We start from the raw sequence: 22,225 nt of genomic DNA, 5'->3' as shown, positions 1-22,225 counted from the left end.
CGGGACCCCTCCCGACCCCGCTTTCCCCCTCGGAGCGACCACTGTGACGCCTGAACCCACCTCCCTGACGGGAGACTCCCCGGCCGGCACGGACACCCCTCGGCACGGCCCGCCCCCCGGCTGTCCCGCGCACGGCCCGGGCCCCGGCGGGCCGAGCCGGCTGCACGAGTCGGAGGACCTGAAGAAACTGTACGAGGAACTGCGGGCCGAGCACGGTCCGGTGGCGCCCGCGCTGCTCCACGACGACGTGCCGGTGTGGGTGGTCCTCGGCCACGCCGAGAACCAGCAACTGGTGCGCAGCCCCGCGCAGTACTGCAAGGACAGCCGGATCTGGAGCGCGCTCGGAGAAGGCCTGGTCAAGCCCGACCATCCGCTGATGCCGCACATCACCTGGCAGCCGATGTGCGCCCACGCCGAGGGCGACGAGCACCGGCGGCTGCGCGGCGCCATCGACGCCGCCGTGGCGGCCACCGACTTCCGCGGCCTGCGCCGGCACGTCAACCGCAGTGTCCAGCGCGTCGTCAACCGGTTCTGCGAGGCGGGCGAGGCCGACCTGGTCGGCCAGTACGCCGAGCACCTGCCGATGGCCGTGATGTGTCACGTCCTCGGCATGCCCGACGAGTACGACGACCGGCTCGTCGAGGCCGCCCGCGACATGATCAGGGGCACCGAGACCGCGATCGCCAGCAACGCCTACGTCATGGAGGTCCTGGAACGCCTCACGGCCCGCAGCCGGGCCCAGCCGCTGGACGACTTCACCGGCCACCTCATCAGGCACCCGGCCGGGCTGACCGACGAGGAGGTCAGCCAGCACCTCAGGGTGGTGCTCATCGCCGCCTACGAGGCCACCGCCAACCTCCTCGCCAACGTGCTGCGCCAGGTGCTGGTCGACCCGCGCTTCCGCTCCCAGCTCAACGGCGGCCAGATGACCGTGCCCCAGGCGGTGGAGCAACTGCTCTGGGACGAGCCGCCGTTCAGCACCATCTTCGCCTACTTCGCCAAGCAGGACACGGAGCTCGGCGGCCGGCGCATCCGCAAGGGCGACGCACTGCTGTTCGCGCCCGCGCCGGCCAACGTCGACCCCCGGGTGCGCCCCGACCCGACCGCCGACATGAAGGGCAACCGCTCGCACCTCGCCTTCGGCGGCGGCTCCCACGAGTGCCCCGGTCAGGACATCGGCCGCGTGGTCGCCGAAGTCGGCGTCGACGCGCTGCTCATGCGGCTGCCCGACGTGGAGCTCAGCATCGACGAGGAGGAGCTGGCCTTCACCGAGTCCATCGCCTCGCGGCATCTCGTGGCGCTGCCCGTCCACTTCAGGCCCCGGCCGCAGCAGGACGTGCTGCAGCGGCCCAGCCACCAGAACGACGCGCCCCCGCGCCAGGACTGGCACATCGGCGCGAGCCGGCCGGCGGCCCCCGCGCCCTCCGTGCCGCCCGGACCGAGCGCCGAGCCCGCGCCGCGGCCCGTACCGGTGCCCCCGCCCATGGCGCGGCCGGCCCCGGCGCGGGGCGCCTGGCAGCGCTTCCTGCGCTGGTGGCGCGGCTACTGACCGTTCGCCCAGTCCTCGTACGAGGACCATGCGGCGAGCATCCGGCCGCTGGTGAACCGGTGCTCCACACCCGTCACCGGATCGGTGAACTCCAGCTTCCGCGCCAGCAGTTGCAGCGGACGCCGGAAGTCGCCGGCCGGGACGGGGGCGGCCACCTCGGGATACAGCGGATCGCCGAGGATCGGCACGCCCAGCGCGTTCATGTGCACCCGCAGCTGATGGGTCTGCCCGGTGCCGGGCACCAGCCGGTACCGGCCGAGGCCGTCGGCCCGGTGGCCGGCGAGCTCGACGCGGGTCAGGGCGTTCGGCTCGCCCTCGACCTCTTCGGCGGTCAGCACCCCGCGCTCCTTCACGATCCGGCTGCGCACGGTCCGGGGCAGGTCCAGCCCCGGGTCGTACGGGGCGACGGCCTCGTACTCCTTGCGCACCAGCCGGTCGCGGAACAGCGTCTGGTAGGCCCCGCGCTCCTCGGGACGCACCGTGAACAGCACCAGGCCCGCGGTGAGCCGGTCGAGGCGGTGCGCGGCGCCGAGTTCCGGGACGCCCAGCTCACGGCGGAGCCGGGCGAGCGCGGTCTGGGTGACGTGGCTGCCGCGCGGGGTGGTGGCCAGGAAGTGGGGCTTGTCGACCACGACGATGTGCTCGTCCCGGTGGACGACCTCCAGCGGGAACGGCACCGGCACCTCGACGGGCGGCTCCCGGTGGAACCACACGACCATGCCCGGCGCGTACGGTGTGTCCGCCGGTACGGCCCGGCCGTCCGCCCCGACGATCAGCCCCGCGGCGAACATCCCGTCCACGACTCCGGGGCCCGCCGAGAGCCGCTGCACCAGATGCTCCCGCACCGTGGCGCACCGGGTGCCGGCGGGCAGCCGCACCCGCACCGGGTCCACCCCGTCGCGCTGCGGCAGGGGGGAGGGCGGAATCGGCCGTCTGCGTCTCACACCGGGCAAGCGTACGGGGCCGCTCAGCCGTGGTCCCCGGTCGCCCGTCTCAGCTCCGCCTCGATCTCGTGGAGCGGTCTGCCCTCGGCCCGGGCGTACTCGGTCACCGCGAGCCGGACGTCACGGGCCAGGTCGCGCCAGGCCCGCCAGGCGGTCTCCCAGGTGCTGGTCTGGTGCCCGCTCCACTTGACCCGGGTGGGCGGGCCGTAGGCGTCCCGCAGCTGCCGGACCCGGGCGTGCGCCTCGTCCGCCGCGCGTTGCTTGGCCACGAGTTCGTCGAAGGTGTGTGCCACGCGCCCGGATCCTGCGGCAGCGCCCCGTCCCGGAGGGTTCGCCACGCCGCCGGGCCCGGGGCGACGGGCCACGGTTCCCCCGTCCGGCGGACGTGCGCGGGGTGTTCCGGTGCCTCGGGGGACGCTGCGCATGGGTGTCGTCGGGGGTGGGTCCGCGTGGCCCGGTGCGGTTGTGGGGCGCCCCCGGGCGCTGTCGTGTTGGTGCCGGCCGGCGCTTGGTGGGTGCCCGGTGTCGGTGTGGGCCGGGGGGTGTTCGCGCGGCCCGGCGCTTGCGGGGTGCCTCCCCCAGAGGGGGTACCCCCGGCGCCCACCCCCCCACTCCCGGCTTCGCTCGAGCGGGGGGACCCCATCGCCCTGCGGCACGACTGCCCGCGGAAGCGGAAGCGGAGGCGGTGGCAGCGGCAGCGACTGCCCGCGGGAGCGGAGGCGGCAGGACCGCCCGCGGCCGGCGGCGATGGCGGGTGGCCGCGTACGGCGCGGAGGGGTCGGGGCGGGGGTGGCCGCCCGCAGTGGCCGGCGCGTCCGCACCCCGCACCCCCACCGAGAAACGTGATCCGCGCCGGTCCGAGGACGGACACCCCCGACCCGGCCCCGACCCACCCACCGAGCGCCGGGCGCGGAAAGGTCAGGCGGACGTGTCCGCGTCTTCCTGTTCGGCCTCGATGCGGGCGTTCCACTCGCGCTTGGACGCCTGCCAGCCGTCCTCGTTGTGGCCGAGCCGCCAGTAGCCCGAGATCGACAGGTCCTCGCGCGGAACGCCGCGCTCGACCCGCAGCAGACGGCGCAGCTCCTTCACGAAGTGGGCCTCGCCGTGGACGAAGGCGTGCACCCGGCCCTCCGGGAAGTCGAGATTCCGGACGGCCTCCACCAGGGCCTCGCCGACCGGCCGCCCGCCGCGGTGCAGCCAGCGGACCTCCACATCGGAGTCGATCTTCTGCTCCTCGTCGGGGCCGGAGATCTCCACGAAGGCGAACGCCCTGGCACCGTGCGGCAGCGCCTCCAGCGAGCGGGCGATCGCGGGCAGCGCGCTCTCGTCACCGGCCATCAGATGCCAGTCGGCGGCCGGGTCGGGCGCGTAGGCCCCGCCGGGACCCATGAAGCGAACGACGTCGCCCGACCGGACGTTGGCCGCCCAGGGGCCGGCCAGACCCTCGTCGCCGTGGACCACGAAGTCCAGGACCAGCTCACGGTGCTCGGCGTCCCACTGCCGCACCGTGTACGTCCGGGTCACCGGCCACTGCTCGCGCGGGAACTCCGCACGGATGCGCTGGAGGTCGAAGGGCTCCGGATACGCCGCCCCCGCGGCCGGGAACAGCAGCTTGACGTAGTGATCGGTGCAGGTGTCCGCCGAGAAATCGGAGAGCCCCTCACCACCGAGCACCACACGCTGCATGTGGGGGGTCAGCCGCTCGGTGCGGACGACCTCGGCGGTGTACGGCGCGCGCGGGGCGCGTACCGGTCGCTCTGCCATGAGGAGCCTCCCAGCTTTCACAGTTAGGGTTGCCTAAGTTAGCACCCCGATCCCGGTCGACACCTCGTCGGCGGCCCCTCCGTCCGGTTCAGCCAGGGGCGCGGTTCACGCCGAGAGGGTCGTCAGCAGGCGCTGCAGCGAGCCGCCCAGACCCCACCGGGCGGCCAGGGACTCCACTCCGGCCGGGTCGCGCGGCCCGCGCGGCAGCGCCGTGTCGACGTCCGGGAGCGGGACGTCGTCCGCGACCCGGACGACCTTGGGGGCGACCGCGAGATACGGCCGCGCCTCGTCCAGACGCCTGCGCTGCGACGGAGTGAGCCGGGCCTCCCGGTCGTCCACGGCCGCCAGGATCCCGGCCAGGTCGCCGAACTCGGCCAGCAGCTTGGCCGCCGTCTTCTCCCCGATGCCCGGCACGCCCGGCAGGCCGTCGCTCGGATCACCGCGCAGCAGTGCCAGATCCGCGTACCCCCTGCCGTCCACCCCATACTTCTCGCGCAGCACGGCCTCGTCGGTGACCTGGAGCGTGCCGACGCCCTTCAGCGGATACAGCACGCGCACCCCGCGCGCGTCGTCCACCAGCTGGTAGAGGTCGCGGTCGCCGGTGACGATGTCGACCGGCCCGCCGGCGCGGGCGGTGAACGTGCCGATCACGTCGTCCGCCTCGTACCCGGCGACCCCCACCCGGGCGACGCCCACCGCGTCGAGCACGCTCTCGATGACCGGCACCTGCGGGGACAGCGTGTCCGGCACCTCCTCCTCGTCCGGACCCGCCGCGCGCTCCTCGGCGACGCGGTGCGCCTTGTAGGAGGGGATCAGCTCCACCCGCCACTTCGGGCGCCAGTCGGCGTCCATGCAGGCCACCAGGTGATCGGGGTGGTGGTCCCGGACCAGGCGGTCGATGAAGTCGAGCAGTCCGCGCACGGCGTTCACCGGAGTGCCGTCCGGGGCCCTGACGGACTCCGGGACGCCGAAGTAGGCGCGGAAGTACAGGGAGGCGGTGTCGAGGAGCATCAGTCGTCCGGTCACGTCACGCATCATGCCGCACACCGCTGACAGCGCCCCGCGGAAGCGCGCCGGTGTGCCCTGCGCAACGCGTTGCGTTCTGCGCATCTGTGTGAGGCGTCACACGGGCACGTTTGCCCTGGGCGAAACCGGGGAGGCGCGGCCCCGGAGCGATGCCGGTTGCAGATTCAACTGCCGTGGACCGCATGAGCCGTCCGCCGGACACCGCTTCCGTCCTGTGCTGTCGAGACGAGAGGTACGCGTGTCATCCAGGCTTGAGGCCGAGCATCTGTTCAAGGTGTTCGGCAGACGACCGGACCAGGCGGTCGAACGACTGCGCCAGAAGAAGACCGACCGGGAGGAGCTGCGCGCCGACGGCACCACCGCCGCCGTCATCGACGCCTCGTTCACGGTGGAGCCGGGCGAGATCTTCGTCGTCATGGGCCTGTCGGGCTCCGGCAAGTCCACCCTGCTGCGGATGCTGAACGGCCTGCTGGAGCCCACCGCCGGACACGTGCGCTTCGACGGCCAGGACCTGACCGCGCTGCCCGACCGGGAGCTGCGCAAGGTCCGCTCCGAGAAGATCAGCATGGTCTTCCAGCACTTCGCGCTCTTCCCGCACCGCAGCGTCCGTGACAACGCCGCCTACGGACTCGAAGTGCAGGGCGTGCCCCGCGCCGAGCGCGAACGCCGCGCCGACGAGGCGCTCGCCCTGTGCGGCCTGGCCGGCTGGGAGAACTCGTGGCCCGACGAACTGTCGGGCGGCATGCAGCAGCGCGTGGGGCTCGCCCGCGCGCTCGCCACCGACGCCGACCTGCTGCTGATGGACGAGTCCTTCAGCGCCCTGGACCCGCTGATCCGCCGCGACATGCAGGACCAGCTGCTCGAACTGCAGAAGACCCTGAAGAAGACGATCGTCTTCATCACCCACGACCTCAACGAGGCCATGCGCCTGGGCGACCGGATCGCGGTGATGCGCGACGGCCGCATCGTGCAGATCGGCACCGCGCAGGACATCCTGATCCGCCCCGCCAACGACTACGTCGCCTCCTTCACCCAGGACGTCGACCGCTCCCGCGTGCTCACCGCCGGCGCCGTGATGGAGCACGAGGTCCGCGGCGACGAGGCCGACTGCGGCTGCGAGACCGCGACGCCCGACACGCCGTTCACCGACCTGTGTGCGATCAGCGCCCGCGTACCGCACCCCGTGGCGGTGCTGGACGGGGAGGACGCACTCGTCGGGGTCGTGCCCCGGCGGCGCCTCGTCGGCTTCCTCGGCGACGAGGAGGCCGATCCCGGCGTCTGCGACACCCCGCGGGACAAGGACGGCGGGAAGGTGATGGCCCGTGCCTAGGATTCCGCTCGGCGACTGGGTCAACAGCGCCGTCAACTGGCTGCTCGCCAACGTCACCTGGCTGTTCGACTTCTTCAAGGCCGTCTTCACCGGCGCCTACGACGGCGTCAACGCCGTCCTCCAGGCCCCCGAGCCGCTGATCCTCTGCGGCATCTTCGCGGTCGTCGCCTTCTGGCTGCGCGGCACCTTCGCCGGTGTCCTCACCTTCGCCGGCTTCGCCTTCCTGGACTCCCTCGGCCTGTGGGAGGACTCGATGGTGACGCTGGCGCTGGTCATCGTCGCCACGGTGATCGCGCTGGTCATCGCGGTGCCGGTGGGCATCTGGGCGGCCCGCTCGGACCGGGTCGGCGCCGTCGTCCGGCCGGTCCTGGACTTCATGCAGACGCTGCCCGCGATGATCTACCTCATCCCGGCGATCCTGTTCTTCGGGACCGGCTCCGCCCCGGGCATCGTCGCCACCCTGATCTTCGCGCTCGCCCCGGGCGTGCGCATGACCGAGCTGGGCATCCGCCAGGTCGACAAGGAACTGGTCGAGGCGGCCGAGGCGTTCGGCACCACGCCCCGCAACACCCTGCTGCGCGTGCAGCTGCCGCTGGCGCTGCCCACGGTGATGGCGGGCGTCAACCAGGTCATCATGCTGGGCCTGTCCATGGCCGCGATCGCCGGCATGGTCGGCACCGGCGGACTCGGCGGCGCGGTCATCGAGGCCATCGGGCAGCTCAACATCGGTCTCGGCGCCGAGTCCGGCATCGCCATCGTCATCCTGGCGATCTATCTGGACCGCATGACCAGCGCCCTGGGCACCCAGGTCTCCCCGCTCGGCCGGCGCGCCGCCGCCAGGGCGCGCGCCGCCCGGGGGATGAGGATCTGGTCCTACCGGCCCCGCCCGCAGGTCGCCGTGGTCGGTGTGATCGTCCTCGCCCTGGTCGCGGGCGGCATGGGGATCTTCGGCGGCAACGCCGGCGGCTCCGGCACCACCACCGCCGACGGCGAGAACGTCGGCGACGGCAAGAAGGTCACCATCGGCTACATCCCCTGGGACGAGGGCGTCGCCTCCACCTTCCTGTGGAAGGAGATCCTGGAGCGGCGCGGCTTCGAGGTCGAGGCCGAGCAGTTCGAGGCCGGCCCGCTCTACACCGCCCTCGCACAGGGCAACGTCGACTTCCAGACGGACGCCTGGCTGCCCACCACCCACGAGGCGTACTGGAAGAAGTACGGCGAGCAGCTCGACGACCTCGGCTCCTGGTACGGCGAGACGTCGCTGGAGCTGACCGTCCCGGCGTACATGGAGGACGTCGACAGCCTGGAGGACCTCAAGGGCAGGGCGTCCGACTTCGGCGGGGAGATCACCGGCATCGAGTCCGGCGCCGGCATGATGGGCCTGCTGAAGAACAAGGTCCTCGAGGAGTACGGCCTGGACGAGGAGTACGAGGTCGTCGACAGCTCCACGCCGGCGATGCTGGCCGAGCTCAAGCGGGCCTACAGCAAGAAGGAACCGGTCGTCGTCACGCTCTGGTCGCCGCACTGGGCGTACAGCGACTACGACCTGAAGAAGCTGGAGGACCCCAAGGGCAGCTGGGGCAAGGGCGACGGCGTGCACACGGTGTCGCGCAAGGGCTTCGCCGGCGACAACCCGCTCGTCGGGAAGTGGCTGAAGGACTTCTCGATGACCGAGGAGGAACTCACCGGCCTGGAAGCCGAGATCAACAAGGCCGGCAAGGGCAGGCAGCAGGACGCCGTCCGCGCCTGGCTGAAGGAGAACCCGGGCGTCGTCGACAAGCTGGCCCCGGTCGGGTCCGGCTCCGGCGACACCCCCGCCGAGGCGGAGCGTCCGCTGGACGTGGCCTGGTTCCCCTGGGAGGAGGACGTCGCCGTCACCCACCTGTGGAAGAACGTCCTCGAGCGGCGCGGCTACACGATGAACCTCAAGCAGATGGACGTCGGCCCGGTCTACACCGGCCTCGCCTCCGGCGACCTCGACCTCAACTTCGACGCCTGGCTGCCGCACGCGCAGAAGAACTACTGGGACAGGAGCAAGGACGGACTCACCGACCTGGGCACCTGGTACGAGCCCACCTCGCTGGAGATCGCCGTCCCCTCGTACGTCAAGGACGTCACGTCCCTGGAGGACCTCAGGGGCAAGGCCGACCTCTTCGACGGGCGGATCGTCGGCATCGAGCCGGGCACCGGTGAGATGCAGCTGCTCAAGAACGAGGTACTGCCCGCCTACGGCCTGGAGGACGAGTACGAGGTCGTCGACGGCTCCACGCCGGCGATGCTGGCCGAGCTCAAGCGCGCCTACGCCAAGAAGGAGCCCGTCGCGGTCACGCTCTGGTCGCCGCACTGGGCGTACAGCGACTACGAGCTGACGAAGCTGAAGGACCCGAAGAAGGCCTTCGGCGAGGGCAACACGATCCGCACCATCGCGAGCAAGGAGTTCCCGGAGCGGTACCCGCAGCTCACCGAGTGGATCAAGGGCTTCCGGATGAGCGAGGACGAGCTCGGCACCCTGGAGGCGGAGATCAAGGACCGCGGCCAGGGCCACGAGGAGGAGGCCGTCGCGGCCTGGCTGGAGGAGCACCCGGACATGGTGGAGCGGATGACCCCGCGGTAACCGCCGTACCGGCCGCCCCGAGGGGCGGGCCCGGACCCGCACCCGACGGTGCGGCCGGGCCCGCCCCTCGGGCATGTCCGGAGCCGGGCGGGAACACGGTGGAAATCCGGACAACCACGCAGCGCGACGTCCTCCCCGGTCCTCCCCGGACCTCCTCGTGACCTTTCGCCGGGCAGGGGGAACAATGGGCGGGAACACCCCTTGTCGTGCGCGGGAGGAACCGAGGGGCCCGCAGGGCGACTGGCGTGAACCGACGGGTCGGCGCCGGTCGCGTGTGACCGCGACGTGACAGGCGCCTGAAACGGTGTGCCGAACATGCGTAGGGTGCAGACAACCCACGACGAGGAGCGCGCCGGGTCCGCGGCGCACGGGTGCGGGACGATCGGCGGAGGAGGGAGCCGGAGCGATGGGCGACCACAAGGAACAGCCCCTGCGGGTGGGCGCGGCCGTGCGGCGGCGACGCCGTGCCCTGGACCTCACCCTCGCCGTCGTGGCCGAGCGCAGCGGCCTGTCGGTCCCGTTCCTCAGCCAGATCGAGAACGAGCGGGCGCGCCCCAGCCAGGGCTCCCTGGAGAAGGTCGCCGACGCCCTGCGCACCACCGCCGTGGAGCTGCTCGCCGCTGCCGACCCGGCATGCAGCGTGGACGTCGTCCGCGCCGGGGGCACCGAGCCGTGGGCGGAACCGCACGTGCGCTCCCTGGTGCGCGGTCACCACCAGATGCACGCCTCCGAATTCACCGGCGACCATGACGCCGGCCGTGAACTCCAGTTCCGCAACGACCAGTTGATGTACGTGGCGGACGGCGCCGTGGAGATCGAGGCGGAGGGCCGCGCGTACCGTCTCGGCCGCGGCGACACCCTGTACCTCACCGGAGGCGTCCGGCACCGCTGGCGGGCCACGGTCCCGGAGACACGGCTGCTGGTCGTCGCCGTCGCCGAGCACATCGAGGCGGTGCGGGACAAGCCCCGCCGATGAGCCCCGTCAGGGTCGTCTCCCTCGTCCCGTCGCTGACGGAGGCCGTGGCGCTCTCCGCCCCCGGCTCCCTGGCCGGCGCCACCGACTGGTGCACGCACCCGGCGGGGCTGGACGTCGTACGCGTCGGCGGCACGAAGAACCCGCGGGTGGACCGGATCGTCGCCCTCGCCCCCGAGCTGGTGATCGCCAACGAGGAGGAGAACCGCGGGCCCGACCTGGCGGCCCTGCGCGCGGCGGGCATCGAGGTGCTGGTGACGGAGGTGCGGACGCTGCCCCGGGCCTTCGGCGAGCTGGAGCGGGTGCTCACGGCGTGCGGGGTGCGGACCCGTCCCCGCTGGCTGGACGAGGCCGAGGCGGTCTGGGCGGCGCAGCCCCCGCCCGCGGAGCGCCGGACGGCGGTCGTGCCCGTCTGGCGGCGGCCCTGGACGGTACTGGGCCGGGACACCTTCGCGGGCGACCTGCTGTCCCGCCTCGGCGTCGACCACCTGTACGCGAGCCACCCGGAGCGCTATCCGCGCCTCCCGCTCGACGCGCTGCGCGCGGCCGGTCCGGACCTCGTCGTGCTCCCCGACGAGCCCTACCGCTTCACCGCCGACGACGGCCCGGAGGCCTTCCCCGGGCTGCCCTGCGCACTCGTCGACGGCCGGCACCTCACCTGGTACGGGCCGTCGCTGGCCGACGCTCCGGCGGTGCTGGGGCGGGCCCTGCGAGCAGCGCGCCGCTGAACAGACCGCGCGCCGTGTGCCCGGCGGCGGTGACCCAGGCGCCGGCCAGCAGCGCGTACAGGGCGAGCGCCGTCACGTCGTAGGCGAGCAGTCCGGTGTGCGAGGCGAGCGCCTCGGCACCGGTGACGCAGGTGCCGACCGGGAACGTGAACGACCACCACGTCATCGCGAAGCGCATCCCCCGCCGCCATGCCCGTACGACATGCGCGGCGGCGAGGCAGAGCCACAGCAGCGCGAAGCCCGTGACGGGCACCCCGTACAGGACGGCGAACACGCGGAAGCCCTCGTCGTACGGCGCCGGCACGACCCCCGGGGCGACGTCCGCGAAGGCGCCGACGGCGGTCGTGGACTGGCCGAGCGGTCCGAGCACCAGGAACAGCGTCGGGGTGAGCGCGAGGGGCAGCGGACCGCGGGTGATCAGCCGGCCGAAGACCAGCGGCAGCGTCATCAGGGTCGCGAGGAGGCTGAGCCCGAACAGCGCGAAGCAGGCCAGCAGCAGGGTCGCGCGGGGCTGGCCCGCCGGGAGGTACGGCACCAGGCGGGGCCCGAGCGCGGCGGACACCATCGGCGCGACCAGCGGCAGCAGCCAGACGGGCGTCACCTCCTGTGCCGTCACCCGGTGGCGCACGGCCATGAGGTACGGGACGGCCACGGCGGCGGCCAGCCCGACGGCGGTACCGGCGGTGAACAGCACGGCGTCGAGGACGAGGGCCGCGCGCAGCCCGATCCAGTCCCGCCCGAGGCCGAGCGCGCCGCCGCCGACGGCCAGCAGGGCCATGGAGAGGCAGCCGTAGAAGGGGGCCACGGCGGGGTCGAGGAGGTGGGCGCGGGCCCGGTCGCGGTGGTGGGCCCAGTGCAGGGCGCGGGCGGCGAGCAGGACCGTCAGGAGGGCGAGGGACAGCGCCCAGACGGCGGTGAGCGCGGACCGCAGGCCGGGCGCGTGCACCGGGAGCGCGGCGCCCGCTCCGGCGACGACGGCGGTGCCCATCACACAGGAGTACCAGTGGGGTCCGAGGTGACGGACGGCATCGGCACGCGGGGGCCGTGCGGTGGCACGGGGGAGGGGTGGCAGGGGCCGGGTTGCGGTGACCATGGTCATACGGTCGGGCCGGCGGGGCGCCGCCACCAGGGAGCACCCCTCTATGGCGGCATAAGCTGGGCTTATGAGCATGACCGATGACCACGACCGGCCGGGGCACCGCTCCGTGAGCCCGGGGTCCCTGGCTCACCGGGTGCCGGACCTCGGGGCGCTGGAGCTGTTGCTGGCGGTGGCGCGGCTGGGGAGTCTGGGCGGGGCGGCGCGGGAGCTGGGCATCACCCAGCCCGCCGCCAGCAGCCGGGTCCGCTCGATGGAACGGCAGCTCGGCGTGGCCCTGGTCGACCGGTCGCCGCGCGGGTCGCGGCTGACGGACGCGGGGGCGCTGGTCACCGACTGGGCGCGGCGGATCGTGGAGGCGGCGGAGGCCTTCGACGCGGGCGCGCAGGCGCTGCGGGACCGCAGGGACTCGCGGCTGCGGGTGGCCGCGAGCATGACGATCGCCGAGTACCTGCTGCCGGGGTGGCTGCTCGCGCTGCGCGCGGACCGGCCGGACACGGCGGTGTCGCTGCTGGCCGGGAACTCGGCGGCGGTGGCGGAGCGGCTGCTGTCGGGGGAGGCGGACGTGGGGTTCGTGGAAGGGCTCACGGTGCCGGGCGGGCTGGACTCGGCGGTGATCGCCCATGACCGGCTGATCGTGGTGGCCGCGCCGTCGCACGCCTGGGCCCGTCGGCGGCGGCCGATCACGGCGGAGGAGCTGGCGAGTACGCCGTTGATCCTGCGGGAGAAGGGGTCGGGGACGCGGCAGGTGCTGGACGCGGCGCTCGGGGGGCTGGCCCGGCCGTTGATCGAGCTGTCCTCGACCACCGCGGTGAAGGCCGCGGCGGTGGGCGGGGCGGGGCCGGCGGTGCTGAGCGAGCTCGCGGTGGGGGAGGAACTGGCGATGCGGCGGCTGGTGCGGATTCCGGTGAACGGGATCGCGCTCGCCCGCGATCTGCGCGCGGTGTGGCCCACGGGGCACCGGCCGACGGGACCGGCACGGGATCTGCTGTCGCTGACGCGGGGGTGAGCCCGGTGCGGGGGCCGGGCGGGGGCGGGTCGCGCGGCCCGGCGCTCACCGGGCGCCGTCGTGCCCACCCGTGCCGCCCTGCGGCACGGGTGGGCACGAGTACGGCGGTGGGGGCAGTCCGCGGTGCGCGGCGGCGGTGGTCAGCGCACGCATGACGCCTACGTCCTCGGCCATCTCCGGGTGCCACTGGACGCCCAGGACCCACGTGGGTCCCGGGAGCTCGATCGCCTCCACCGTGCCGTCCTCCGCGTACGCCGACGGGATCAGACCGGTGCCCAGGCGGTCCACCGACTGGTGGTGGTAGGTGGGTACCGAGGTCCGCTCCGGGGCGATGCCGGCGTAGAGCGTGCCGGGGACCGGTTCGACCGGGTGGTGGCCGAAGACGCCCGGCACCTCCGCGTGGCCGTCGATGTGCTGGACGAGGGTGCCGCCCAGGGCGACGTTGAGGAGCTGCATGCCCCGGCAGATGCCCAGCAGGGGGACGCGGCGCTCCAGGGCCGCCCCGATCAGGGCGAGTTCCCAGGCGTCCCTGGCCCGGGCGGGCGGCCCGGTGCGCGGGTCGGGCTCGGCGCCGTAGTGGACGGGTTCCACGTCCGGGCCGCCCGCGACGACCAGGCCGTCGAGCCGGGCCACGGCCGCCGCCGCCCGCTCCGGCGCGTCCGGCGGGAGCATCGCGGCCAGTCCGCCCGCCCGCTGCACCAGCCGCGGATAGCCGGCCGGCAGCAGCGCGGCGTCCAGTCGCCACACTCCCCAGCGCACACCGGACTCCGCGTACGTACTGATGCCGATCAGTGGCCTGGCCGACACTCCGGGCACCTCCCTTTCGCTCTCAGTCCCGTGCCAACTCCGCCTCGGCCGCCGCCAGCGCCGCGAATTCCTCCTCCGGCGCCTTCGCCACCAGATGCCTGCGGCTGTACAGGCCGAAGTACGCCACGGCCACGACGTACACGGCCAGCGCGATGAACGCCGCCGTCACGTCCACCAGGAACGTCGCCACCAGCGCCGCGCACGCCAGCACCAGCGCCACCGACGAGGTGAGCACACCGCCCGGCGTGCGGTACGGCCGCGGCAGCTCCGGCTCCCGGCGGCGCAGCACGATGTGCGAGAGGGACATCAGCGCGTACGAGATCGTCGCGCCGAAGACGGCGATGTTCAGCATGCGCGCGCCGTCGCCCGTCCCGGCGGCCAGCGCGAAGCCGATCGCGCCGGGCACGAGCAGACCGAGGTACGGCGCCCTGCGGCTGCTGGTGAGGGACAGGAACCTCGGCAGGTAGCCAGCGCGGGACAGCGCGAACAGCTGGCGCGAACCGGCGTAGATCAGGGAGAAGAACGAGGCGACCAGTCCCGCGAGACCCGCGTAGTTCACGGTCCGGCTCAGCGCCGTCGCCTCGCCGTCCGGCTGGAGCGCCTCCACCAGCGGGTTGCCCGCGTCCTGGACCGCGGCCGAGCCCCGCGCACCGGCCGCCGCGAAGAAGGTCACCACGGCCAGCACCACCAGGACGCCCATGGACCAGAGGATCGCCCTCGGCAGCGTACGGGCCGGTTCCCTGGTCTCCTCGGCGGCCAGCGGTACGCCCTCCACGCCCAGGAAGAACCACATGCCGAACGGGAACGCCGCCCAGATGCCCAGCAGCCCCATCGGCAGCCAGGAGTTCGCGCCGAACGCGGAGGGGTCCACCGGGATGTCGTCCAGCGAGGAGGCGTCGAACTCGGGCAGCGCCCCCAGCGCGAACACCACCAGCGCCGCCACCGCGACGCCCGTCACGACGAAGCTGAAGCGCAGCGCCTCGCCCACGCCCCACAGGTGGATGCCGGTGAAGACCACGAAGCAGGCCAGGTACACCGGCCAGCCGGACTCCAGTCCGAACAGGCCCAGCGACTCGACGTAGTCGCCGATGAAGAGGGAGATCGCGGCGGGTGCGAGCACGTACTCGATGAGGATCGCGGTCCCGGTGAGGAACCCGCCCCACGGCCCGAGCGCCCGGCGGGCGAAGCCGTAGCCGCCGCCGGCCGTGGGCAGGACCGACGACAGCTCGGCCAGCGCGAAGACCATGCAGGTGTACATGGCGCCCATCAGCACCATGGCGATCGCCAGGCCGCCGAAGCCGCCCTCGGCCAGGCCGAAGTTCCAGCCCGAGTAGTCGCCGGACACCACGTAGGCGACGCCGAGGCCGGTCAGCAGCAGCCAGCCGGCGCTGCCGCGGCGCAGCTTCCTGCGTTCGAGGTACTCGTCCGCCTCACCGGCGGGCTCACGGGACGCGGACGGAGGGCTCACAAGGCGACTCCCCAGGGGGCGGCGACGGCAGGGGGCAATGGAACGGATCCGGACCTTTGTGGGCCCATACCTTCGTGGCGCGGACGCCGCGAGCGCAAGCCCCGTGCGTTAAGCCGCGGTAAACCATCCGCGTGGCGTCACGCCCTCACGCCAGGAATCCCCGCAGCAGCGCCGCCGTCCCCGCGCAGTGCTCGCGCATCATCTCCCGCGCCCCGTCCGCGTCCCCCTCCAGCACCGCCTCGACCAGCGCCGTGTGCTGCCGCTGGGAGTGCTCCAGGTTGCGCACCAGCAGCGGGATGCAGTCCAGCAGGTCGTTCACCGTCGACCGGACCGCCGCGTACTGCGCGGTCAGCGTCGGCGAGCCGCACAGCTCCGCCAGGGTGAGGTGGAACAGCGTGTCCCGGCGCCGGTAGTCCGTCAGCGGTGCCTCCCGCGTGCCGGACAGCGCCCCGCGCAGCCGCGCCGCCTGCTCCTCCGTGAGCCCGTGCGCCGCGCACAGCCCCGCCGCGCCCACCTCCAGCACCTCCCGGAAGCGCAGCACGTCCTCGATGTCGACCTCGGCGATCCGCCGCCGCAACTCCTCCTCGCCGGTGTCCGTCGGGCGGGGCAGCACAAACGTTCCGCCGTACCGGCCGCGCCGCGACTCCACGAGCCCCTGGTCCTGGAGCACCTTCAGCACCTCGCGCAGCGTCACCCGGCTGATCCCCAGCCGCTCCGCGAGCTCCCGTTCGGCCGGCAGCCGCTCCCCGGCCGCCACCAGGCCCAGCCGCACCACCTGGAGGATCTGCTCCAGCGCCTCCTCGAAGCCGTTGCCCGCGCGGACCTGCCGCAGCACCGGCGCCAGGCGGTCCCCGACCGCGCCGGCCGCTTCCCGTGGCATCCGGCCGTGCCCCCTTCCCAAGCAAAGGTCCTCGGTCATACCTTATGGCTCCCGGCGTGACCGAAGAAGCCCCAGGAGGCCCTCCCGTGGCAGACCGCACACCCCCGCTCTCCGTCGAGGAGCTGCACGCCCTCGTCGCCGGCGGTGAGATCGACACCGTCGTCCTGGCCTTCCCCGACATGCAGGGGCGGCTCCAGGGCAAGCGGTTCGCCGCGCGCTTCTTCCTCGACGAGGTGCTCCGGCACGGCACCGAGGGCTGCAACTACCTGCTCGCCGTCGACGCCGACATGAACACCGTCGACGGCTACGCCATGTCCTCCTGGGAGACCGGCTACGGCGACTTCGCCATGTACCCCGACCTCGACACCCTGCGCCGGGTGCCCTGGAACGAGGGCACCGCCATGGCCGTCGCCGACCTCGCCTGGGCCGACGGCTCCCCGGTCGCCGCCGCCCCCCGGCAGATCCTGCGCCGCCAGCTGGACCGCCTCGCCGCACTCGGCCACACCGCCCGGGTCGGCACCGAGCTGGAGTTCATCGTCTTCAAGGACACCTACGAACAGGCCTGGGACGCCGGCTACCGGGGGCTCACCCCCGCCAACCGGTACAACGTCGACTACTCGGTGCTCGGCACCGGCCGCGTCGAGCCCCTGCTGCGCCGCATCCGCAACGAGATGGCCGGCGCCGGACTCACCGTCGAGTCCGCCAAGGGCGAGTGCAACCCCGGCCAGCACGAGATCGTCTTCCGCTACGACGAGGCCCTGGTCACCTGCGACCAGCACGCGGTCTACAAGACCGGCGCCAAGGAGATCGCCGCCCAGGAGGGCGTCTCGATCACCTTCATGGCCAAGTACGACGAGCGCGAGGGCAACTCCTGCCACATCCACCTCTCCCTCGCCGATCCGGGCGGTGCCAGCGCCATGCCGGACTCCGCGGAGGAGCCGGACGCCATGTCCGAGGTCATGCGCCACTTCCTCGCCGGGCAGCTCGCCGCGCTCCGCGAGTTCTCCCTGCTCTACGCCCCGCACATCAACTCCTACAAGCGGTTCCAGCCGGGCTCCTTCGCCCCGACCGCCGTCGCCTGGGGCCACGACAACCGCACCTGCGCCCTGCGCGTGGTCGGTCACGGCCGCTCCCTGCGGTTCGAGAACCGGCTGCCCGGCGGCGACGTCAACCCCTACCTCGCCGTGGCCGGCATGGTCGCCGCCGGGCTGTACGGCATCGAGCAGAAGCTCCAGCTGCCCGACCCCTGCCCCGGCAACGCCTACACCGCCGGCTTCGAGCACGTCCCCACCACCCTGCGCGAGGCCGCCGGGCTGTGGGAGAACAGCGCGATCGCCAAGGCGGCCTTCGGCGACGAGGTCGTCGCGCACTACCGCAACATGGCGCGCGTCGAGATCGACGCCTTCGACGCCGCGGTCACCGACTGGGAGCTGCGCCGCTCCTTCGAACGCATGTGAGGCCCTCCTTGTCCGACCAGCCCCCCGAGCTCCAGGTGCACAACCCCGCGACCGAGGAGGTGATCGCCACCGTCCCGGCCGCGACCGCCGCCGACGTCGACGCGGCCGTCGCGCGCGCCGCACGCGCCCAGACCGCCTGGGCCGCCCTCGCGCCCGGTGACCGGGCCCGGCTGCTGCGCCGGTTCGCCGCCACGGTCGACGAGCACGTCGAGGAACTGGCCCGCCTGGAGGTCCGCGAGGCCGGTCACACCCTCGGCAACGCCCGCTGGGAGGCCGGCAACGTCCGCGACCTGCTCGACTACGCGGCCGGGGGAGTGGAACGCCTCACCGGCCGCCAGATCCCGGTCCCGGGCGGGGTCGACGTCACCTTCCTCGAACCGCTCGGCGTCGTCGGCGTCATCGCCCCCTGGAACTTCCCGATGCCCATCGCGGCCTGGGGCACCGCACCCGCCCTCGCCGCCGGCAACGCGGTGCTCCTCAAACCCGCCGAGACCACCCCCCTCACCGCCCTGCGCCTGGCCGAGCTCGCTCTGGCGGCGGGACTGCCCGAGGGCCTGTTCCAGGTGCTCCCCGGACACGGCCCCGTCGCCGGGAGCGCCCTCGTGGAACACCCCGGCGTCGCCAAGATCGTGTTCACCGGGTCGACGGCCGTGGGCAAACAGGTGTGGGCCAAGGGCGCGGCGCACCTCAAGCGCGTCACCCTCGAACTCGGCGGCAAGAGCCCCAACATCGTCTTCGCCGACGCCGACCTGGAGGCCGCCGCTGCCGCCGCCCCCATGTCCTTCCTCGACAACGCCGGCCAGGACTGCTGCGCCCGCACCCGCATCCTCGTCGAACGCTCCGCGCACGACCGGTTCCTGGAACTCCTCGCCCCGGCGATCGAGGCGGTCCGGGTCGGCGACCCGGCCGACGAGACCGTCCACATGGGCCCGCTGATCTCCCGCACCCAGCTGGACCGCGTCCGCTCCTACGTCACCGACGACCTCGACGGCATCCGAGGCAAGGCCCCCGAGGGCCCCGGCCACTGGTTCCCGCCCACCGTCCTCACCGGCGTCGACCCCCGCGCGCGCGTGGCCGTCGAGGAGGTCTTCGGCCCCGTCGCCGTCGTCCTCCCCTTCGACGACGAGGCCGACGCCGTACGCCTGGCCAACGCCACCGACTACGGGCTCTCGGGCTCGGTCTGGACCCGGGACGTCGGCCGCGCCCTGCGCGTCTCCCGGGGGGTGCGCGCGGGCAACCTGTCCGTCAACTCCCACTCCAGCGTCCGCTACTGGACCCCCTTCGGCGGGTTCAAGCAGTCCGGCGTCGGGCGCGAGCTCGGCCCGGACGCGCTGAGCGCCTTCACCGAAACCAAGAACGTCTTCATCAGCACGGAGGCCTGACCGCACATGAGCGAAGAGAACATCTGCCGCCGCCTGGCCGGCCGCACCGCCGTCGTCACCGGAGCCGGCAGCGGCATCGGCCTCGCCACGGCCCGCCGGCTCGCCTCCGAGGGCGCCCGCCTCGTCTGCGGGGACGTGGACGAGGCGCGCGGCAAGGCCGCCGCCGAGGAGACCGGCGGCGTCTTCGTGCACGTCGACGTCACCGACCCCGAGCAGGTCGAGGCGCTCTTCCGGACCGCGTACGACACCTACGGCAGCGTCGACGTCGCCTTCAACAACGCGGGGATCTCCCCGCCCGACGACGACTCCATCCTGGAGACCGGCCTCGACGCCTGGAAGCGCGTCCAGGAGGTCAACCTCACCTCCGTCTACCTGTGCTGCAAGGCGGCCATCCCCTACATGCGGCGCCAGGGCAGGGGCTCCATCATCAACACCGCGTCCTTCGTGGCCCGGATGGGGGCGGCCACCAGCCAGATCTCGTACACCGCCTCCAAGGGCGGCGTCCTCGCCATGTCCCGGGAGCTCGGCGTGCAGTTCGCCCGCGAGGGCATCCGCGTCAACGCCCTGTGCCCCGGCCCGGTCAACACCCCGCTGCTGCGGGAGCTGTTCGCCAAGGACCCCGAGCGCGCGGCCCGCCGCCTGGTCCACATCCCGCTCGGCCGGTTCGCCGAGGCCGAGGAGATCGCCGCCGCCGTCGCCTTCCTGGCCAGCGACGACTCCTCCTTCGTCAACGCCACCGACTTCCTGGTGGACGGCGGGATCTCGGGGGCGTACGTCACACCGCTGTAGCGTTCGCCCTACAGTGCCCGGATGAGCATGACGCCACCGCCCGGCTGGTACCGCGACCCGCGCGCCCCGCACCTGGAGCGCTGGTGGGACGGCGCGGCCTGGACCGGGCACCGGCGCACCCCCGCGGCTCCCGCGCCGCCGCCCCCGTCCGGCGGCGGCACGGGCGGTACCGGACGCGCCGGGGCGATCGCCCTCACCACCGCCGGCGCCGTGCTGGTCGCGGCGGTCGTCACCGGCGCGGTGTTCCTCGGCGGGGAGGACGGCGCCCCGAGCCCCCGCACCGGCCCGACGGCCGGCACGCCGGCCCCCGAGCCCCCGCCGCCGTCACCGTCCGCGTCCGGGGAGCCCGCGGAGGACCCGGACGTCGTCGAGGACCAGCTCAACGGGATCACCTTCCCGCTCCTCGACGGCTGGGTCCGCCCCGAGAACGTGGCCCAGGACGACGTGGTCATGACCACCGACGGCACCCACGACTGCCCCGGCGACGGCGGCGTCTGCCGGCACGGCCTCGTCGTCTCCCGCACGGTGACCGGGAACGACGAGACCTCGCCCGAGGCGCTCGCCAGGGCGGACATCTCCGAGGCGGCCGACGCGGCCTTCGACGAGGACATCGTCGGCGGGCGCCCGTACGGCGGCCTGGAGTCCCACGAGGTGGTGAGGTCCGGCCCGGTCGCGGTGGCGGGCCGCGCCGGCTACTTCGTGCGCTGGCGCGTCACCACCGCCGAGGGGCCCGGCGGTTACGTGCAGTCGCTGGTGTTCCCGTCCAGCGTCGGCACCGGGTCCCCGGTCCTCGTCCGGTACGTCTTCGAGGCCGGGGAGGACGGCCCGCCCCCGGCCGACATGGACCGCATCACCAAGGGCATCCGCCCGGTCACCGACGCGGCCACCGGCGGCGGCGTCGGCAGCAGCATCGGCCCGGCGGACTGAGCGGTCACAGGAACGTGCGGCCCTCGCCGCGGTACGTCGGCACGGTCGCCGTCACCGTGTCGCCCTCCACCAGGTGCAGCGCGTCGAACCGTTCGCACAGCTCACCCGCCTTGGCGTGCCGGAACCACACCGTGTCGCCGATCAGCAGGTCGTCGGCGGGCGAGCCGAGCAGCGGCGTCTGCACCTCGCCGGGCCCCTCCTGGGAGTCGTACCGCAGCCCCTCGGGCAGATACGGCACCGGCAGCCGGTCCGCGCCGGGCGCGCCGGACGCCGGATAGCCCCCGCCCAGCACCGTCACCACGCCGACACCGGGCCGCCGTACGACGGGCAGGGCGAACAGGGCCGCCGGACGCCCGCTGAACGACGTGTAGTTGTCGAACAGGCGCGGCACGTACAGTCCCGATCCGGCCGCGATCTCGGTGACCGCGTCCTCCGCGGCGGTGTGCTGCACACTGCCCGTGCCCCCGCCGTTGACGTACTCCAGATCCGGTACGACCTCCCGCACCGCCCGCACCACCGCGGCCCGCCGCTCGGCGAGTTCACGGCGCGCGGCGGCCTGCATCAGCCGCACCGCACGCGACCACAGCGGCCGCCCGGCCACCGCGTCGCCGACACCGGCCACATGACCCTCGTACGCCATGATCCCGACGACCTCGAACCCGGGGCGCCGGGCCACCGCGCGCGCGAACTCGGCGACCCGGTCGGGGGAGTGCAGCGGGGACCGCCGCGCGCCGATCCGCACCCGCCCGCCCAGCAGCTTCAGGGACGTGTCCAACTCCAGGCACACGCGCACCACTTCACCGCCGCCCGCGCGCGAGGCGTCGATCAGGTCCAGCTGCGCCGGATCGTCGACCATGACCGTGACGGCGGCGGCCAGCTTGGGATCGGCGGCGAGCTCGGCGTAGCGGGCGCGGTCGGCGGAGGGGTAGGCCAGCAGGACGTCGTCGAAACCGGAGCGGGCCAGCCACAGGGACTCGGCGAGCGTGAACGACATGACGCCCGCGAAACCCTCCCGGGCGAGGACCCGTTCGAGCAGCGCGCGGCAGCGTACGGACTTGCTCGCGACCCGGAGGGGTTTCCCGCCGGCCCTGCGGACCAGGTCGTCGGCGTTGGCGTCGAAGGCCTCCAGGTCCACGATCGCGAAGGGGGCGTCGAGGTGGGCGGTGGCCCTGTCGTAACGGGCCCGATCGGTGGCGCGCGCAGTCATGGACGCAGCCTGCCAGACGGGATTACCCCACGGTAGGGGATGTTCCGGGCAGATGCCGCGGCCGCGCGGACCGGTTCCCGTTCGACGCGGACCACGCCGTAGAGTGACGCGCACGCACGGCGGAACGGGACCGCCCGAAGGGCAGGGCCGGGATGACGCGCCGTCCGTGCGGGTATCTGTGCCCGGGACGAGTCCGTGCCGGGCGGGCACGACGAAACGGGGGGTGCATGAGCACGGAAGCGCGCCGCGCCTCCCACCCTCCGCGCCCCACCGTC

Annotated in this window: 19 protein-coding genes; 10 read left to right on the top strand and 9 right to left on the bottom strand. The window is 73.6% G+C overall.

Annotated elements, in window-relative coordinates; translation table 11 throughout:
- Window positions 1-43 precede the first annotated feature (43 nt).
- Window positions 44-1,549 (top strand): cytochrome P450, encoded by a 1,506-nt coding sequence (locus tag ACFY3N_RS21630; RefSeq protein ID WP_390818309.1) that lies wholly within the window; start codon window positions 44-46, stop codon window positions 1,547-1,549.
- Here the strand turns inward: ACFY3N_RS21630 and ACFY3N_RS21625 are convergent.
- The 4 genes from ACFY3N_RS21625 to ACFY3N_RS21610 all read right to left on the bottom strand — a co-directional run bounded on the left by ACFY3N_RS21625 (window position 1,543) and on the right by ACFY3N_RS21610 (window position 5,268).
- Window positions 1,543-2,493 (bottom strand): RluA family pseudouridine synthase, encoded by a 951-nt coding sequence (locus ACFY3N_RS21625; protein WP_390818308.1) that lies wholly within the window; start codon window positions 2,491-2,493, stop codon window positions 1,543-1,545. The two genes, ACFY3N_RS21630 and ACFY3N_RS21625, sit on opposite strands and share 7 nt — an antisense overlap.
- 23 nt (window positions 2,494-2,516) lie before the next feature.
- Window positions 2,517-2,786, bottom strand: a complete 270-nt coding sequence (locus ACFY3N_RS21620) for a hypothetical protein (protein ID WP_390818307.1) — start codon at window positions 2,784-2,786, stop codon at window positions 2,517-2,519.
- A gap of 625 nt (window positions 2,787-3,411) precedes the next feature.
- The gene (locus ACFY3N_RS21615; RefSeq protein WP_390818306.1) at window positions 3,412-4,257 is read right to left on the bottom strand and encodes a siderophore-interacting protein; all 846 of its coding nucleotides are present in this window, start codon (window positions 4,255-4,257) and stop codon (window positions 3,412-3,414) included.
- A gap of 105 nt (window positions 4,258-4,362) precedes the next feature.
- Window positions 4,363-5,268 (bottom strand): 5'-3' exonuclease H3TH domain-containing protein, encoded by a 906-nt coding sequence (locus ACFY3N_RS21610; protein ID WP_390818333.1) that lies wholly within the window; start codon window positions 5,266-5,268, stop codon window positions 4,363-4,365.
- A 253-nt stretch (window positions 5,269-5,521) separates the two neighbouring features.
- On the opposite strand from ACFY3N_RS21610, the gene ACFY3N_RS21605 reads away from it, so the two are divergent.
- From ACFY3N_RS21605 to ACFY3N_RS21590, 4 genes are all read left to right on the top strand, one after another.
- On the top strand, window positions 5,522-6,613 hold the full coding sequence (locus tag ACFY3N_RS21605) for a glycine betaine/L-proline ABC transporter ATP-binding protein (RefSeq protein ID WP_390818305.1): 1,092 nt from the start codon (window positions 5,522-5,524) through the stop codon (window positions 6,611-6,613).
- A complete protein-coding gene (locus ACFY3N_RS21600; protein ID WP_390818304.1) occupies window positions 6,606-9,227 on the top strand; it encodes an ABC transporter permease/substrate binding protein in 2,622 nt (873 codons plus the stop codon). Before ACFY3N_RS21605 ends, ACFY3N_RS21600 begins: the two co-directional genes overlap by 8 nt.
- Before the next feature lie 406 nt (window positions 9,228-9,633).
- On the top strand, window positions 9,634-10,203 hold the full coding sequence (locus ACFY3N_RS21595) for a helix-turn-helix domain-containing protein (RefSeq protein WP_390818303.1): 570 nt from the start codon (window positions 9,634-9,636) through the stop codon (window positions 10,201-10,203).
- Window positions 10,200-10,928 carry a helical backbone metal receptor gene (locus ACFY3N_RS21590; protein WP_390818302.1) on the top strand — a complete coding sequence of 243 codons (729 nt, stop codon included), beginning with the start codon at window positions 10,200-10,202 and terminating at the stop codon, window positions 10,926-10,928. The genes ACFY3N_RS21595 and ACFY3N_RS21590 overlap by 4 nt, the downstream gene beginning before the upstream one ends.
- Here the strand turns inward: ACFY3N_RS21590 and ACFY3N_RS21585 are convergent.
- Window positions 10,855-12,021: a TDT family transporter gene (locus tag ACFY3N_RS21585; RefSeq protein ID WP_390818301.1), complete on the bottom strand. Its 1,167-nt coding sequence runs from the start codon at window positions 12,019-12,021 to the stop codon at window positions 10,855-10,857. The genes ACFY3N_RS21590 and ACFY3N_RS21585 overlap by 74 nt on opposite strands.
- A 70-nt stretch (window positions 12,022-12,091) precedes the next feature.
- On the opposite strand from ACFY3N_RS21585, the gene ACFY3N_RS21580 reads away from it, so the two are divergent.
- Window positions 12,092-13,033, top strand: coding sequence for a LysR family transcriptional regulator (locus tag ACFY3N_RS21580; protein WP_390818300.1), 942 nt, complete (start codon window positions 12,092-12,094; stop codon window positions 13,031-13,033).
- Between the two features lie 45 nt (window positions 13,034-13,078).
- Here the strand turns inward: ACFY3N_RS21580 and ACFY3N_RS21575 are convergent, their stop codons facing one another.
- The 3 genes from ACFY3N_RS21575 to ACFY3N_RS21565 form a co-directional block, all read right to left on the bottom strand.
- Entirely contained in the window at window positions 13,079-13,840 is a 762-nt protein-coding gene (locus tag ACFY3N_RS21575; protein WP_390818299.1) for a gamma-glutamyl-gamma-aminobutyrate hydrolase family protein, read from the bottom strand.
- A 22-nt stretch (window positions 13,841-13,862) separates the two neighbouring features.
- Window positions 13,863-15,308: an ethanolamine permease gene (gene eat, locus ACFY3N_RS21570; RefSeq protein ID WP_390818298.1), complete on the bottom strand. Its 1,446-nt coding sequence runs from the start codon at window positions 15,306-15,308 to the stop codon at window positions 13,863-13,865.
- A 145-nt stretch (window positions 15,309-15,453) separates the two neighbouring features.
- Window positions 15,454-16,188, bottom strand: coding sequence for a FadR/GntR family transcriptional regulator (locus ACFY3N_RS21565; RefSeq protein WP_390818297.1), 735 nt, complete (start codon window positions 16,186-16,188; stop codon window positions 15,454-15,456).
- Window positions 16,189-16,274: 86 nt separating this feature from the next.
- On the opposite strand from ACFY3N_RS21565, the gene ACFY3N_RS21560 reads away from it, so the two are divergent.
- From ACFY3N_RS21560 to ACFY3N_RS21545, 4 genes are read left to right on the top strand one after another with little or no spacing between them, the layout of a single operon-like run.
- Entirely contained in the window at window positions 16,275-17,645 is a 1,371-nt protein-coding gene (locus ACFY3N_RS21560) for a glutamine synthetase family protein (RefSeq protein ID WP_390818296.1), read from the top strand.
- A gap of 8 nt (window positions 17,646-17,653) precedes the next feature.
- Window positions 17,654-19,027, top strand: coding sequence for an aldehyde dehydrogenase family protein (locus ACFY3N_RS21555; protein WP_390818295.1), 1,374 nt, complete (start codon window positions 17,654-17,656; stop codon window positions 19,025-19,027).
- 6 nt (window positions 19,028-19,033) lie between these two features.
- On the top strand, window positions 19,034-19,816 hold the full coding sequence (locus tag ACFY3N_RS21550) for a 3-oxoacyl-ACP reductase (RefSeq protein WP_390818294.1): 783 nt from the start codon (window positions 19,034-19,036) through the stop codon (window positions 19,814-19,816).
- Between the two features lie 27 nt (window positions 19,817-19,843).
- Complete coding sequence (locus tag ACFY3N_RS21545) at window positions 19,844-20,743, top strand: DUF2510 domain-containing protein (protein WP_390818332.1); 900 nt, start codon at window positions 19,844-19,846, stop codon at window positions 20,741-20,743.
- A 4-nt stretch (window positions 20,744-20,747) separates the two neighbouring features.
- On the opposite strand, the gene ACFY3N_RS21540 is transcribed toward ACFY3N_RS21545, so the two are convergent.
- Window positions 20,748-21,950, bottom strand: a complete 1,203-nt coding sequence (locus tag ACFY3N_RS21540) for an amino acid deaminase/aldolase (RefSeq protein WP_390818293.1) — start codon at window positions 21,948-21,950, stop codon at window positions 20,748-20,750.
- Window positions 21,951-22,225 lie beyond the last annotated feature (275 nt).

Origin of the sequence: Streptomyces sp. NPDC000348, from assembly GCF_042898795.1 — a bacterium.
Lineage (GTDB): Bacteria > Actinomycetota > Actinomycetes > Streptomycetales > Streptomycetaceae > Streptomyces.
Note: the sequence above shows the minus strand (reverse complement) of the source record. Positions and strands in the feature narration are given on the sequence as shown.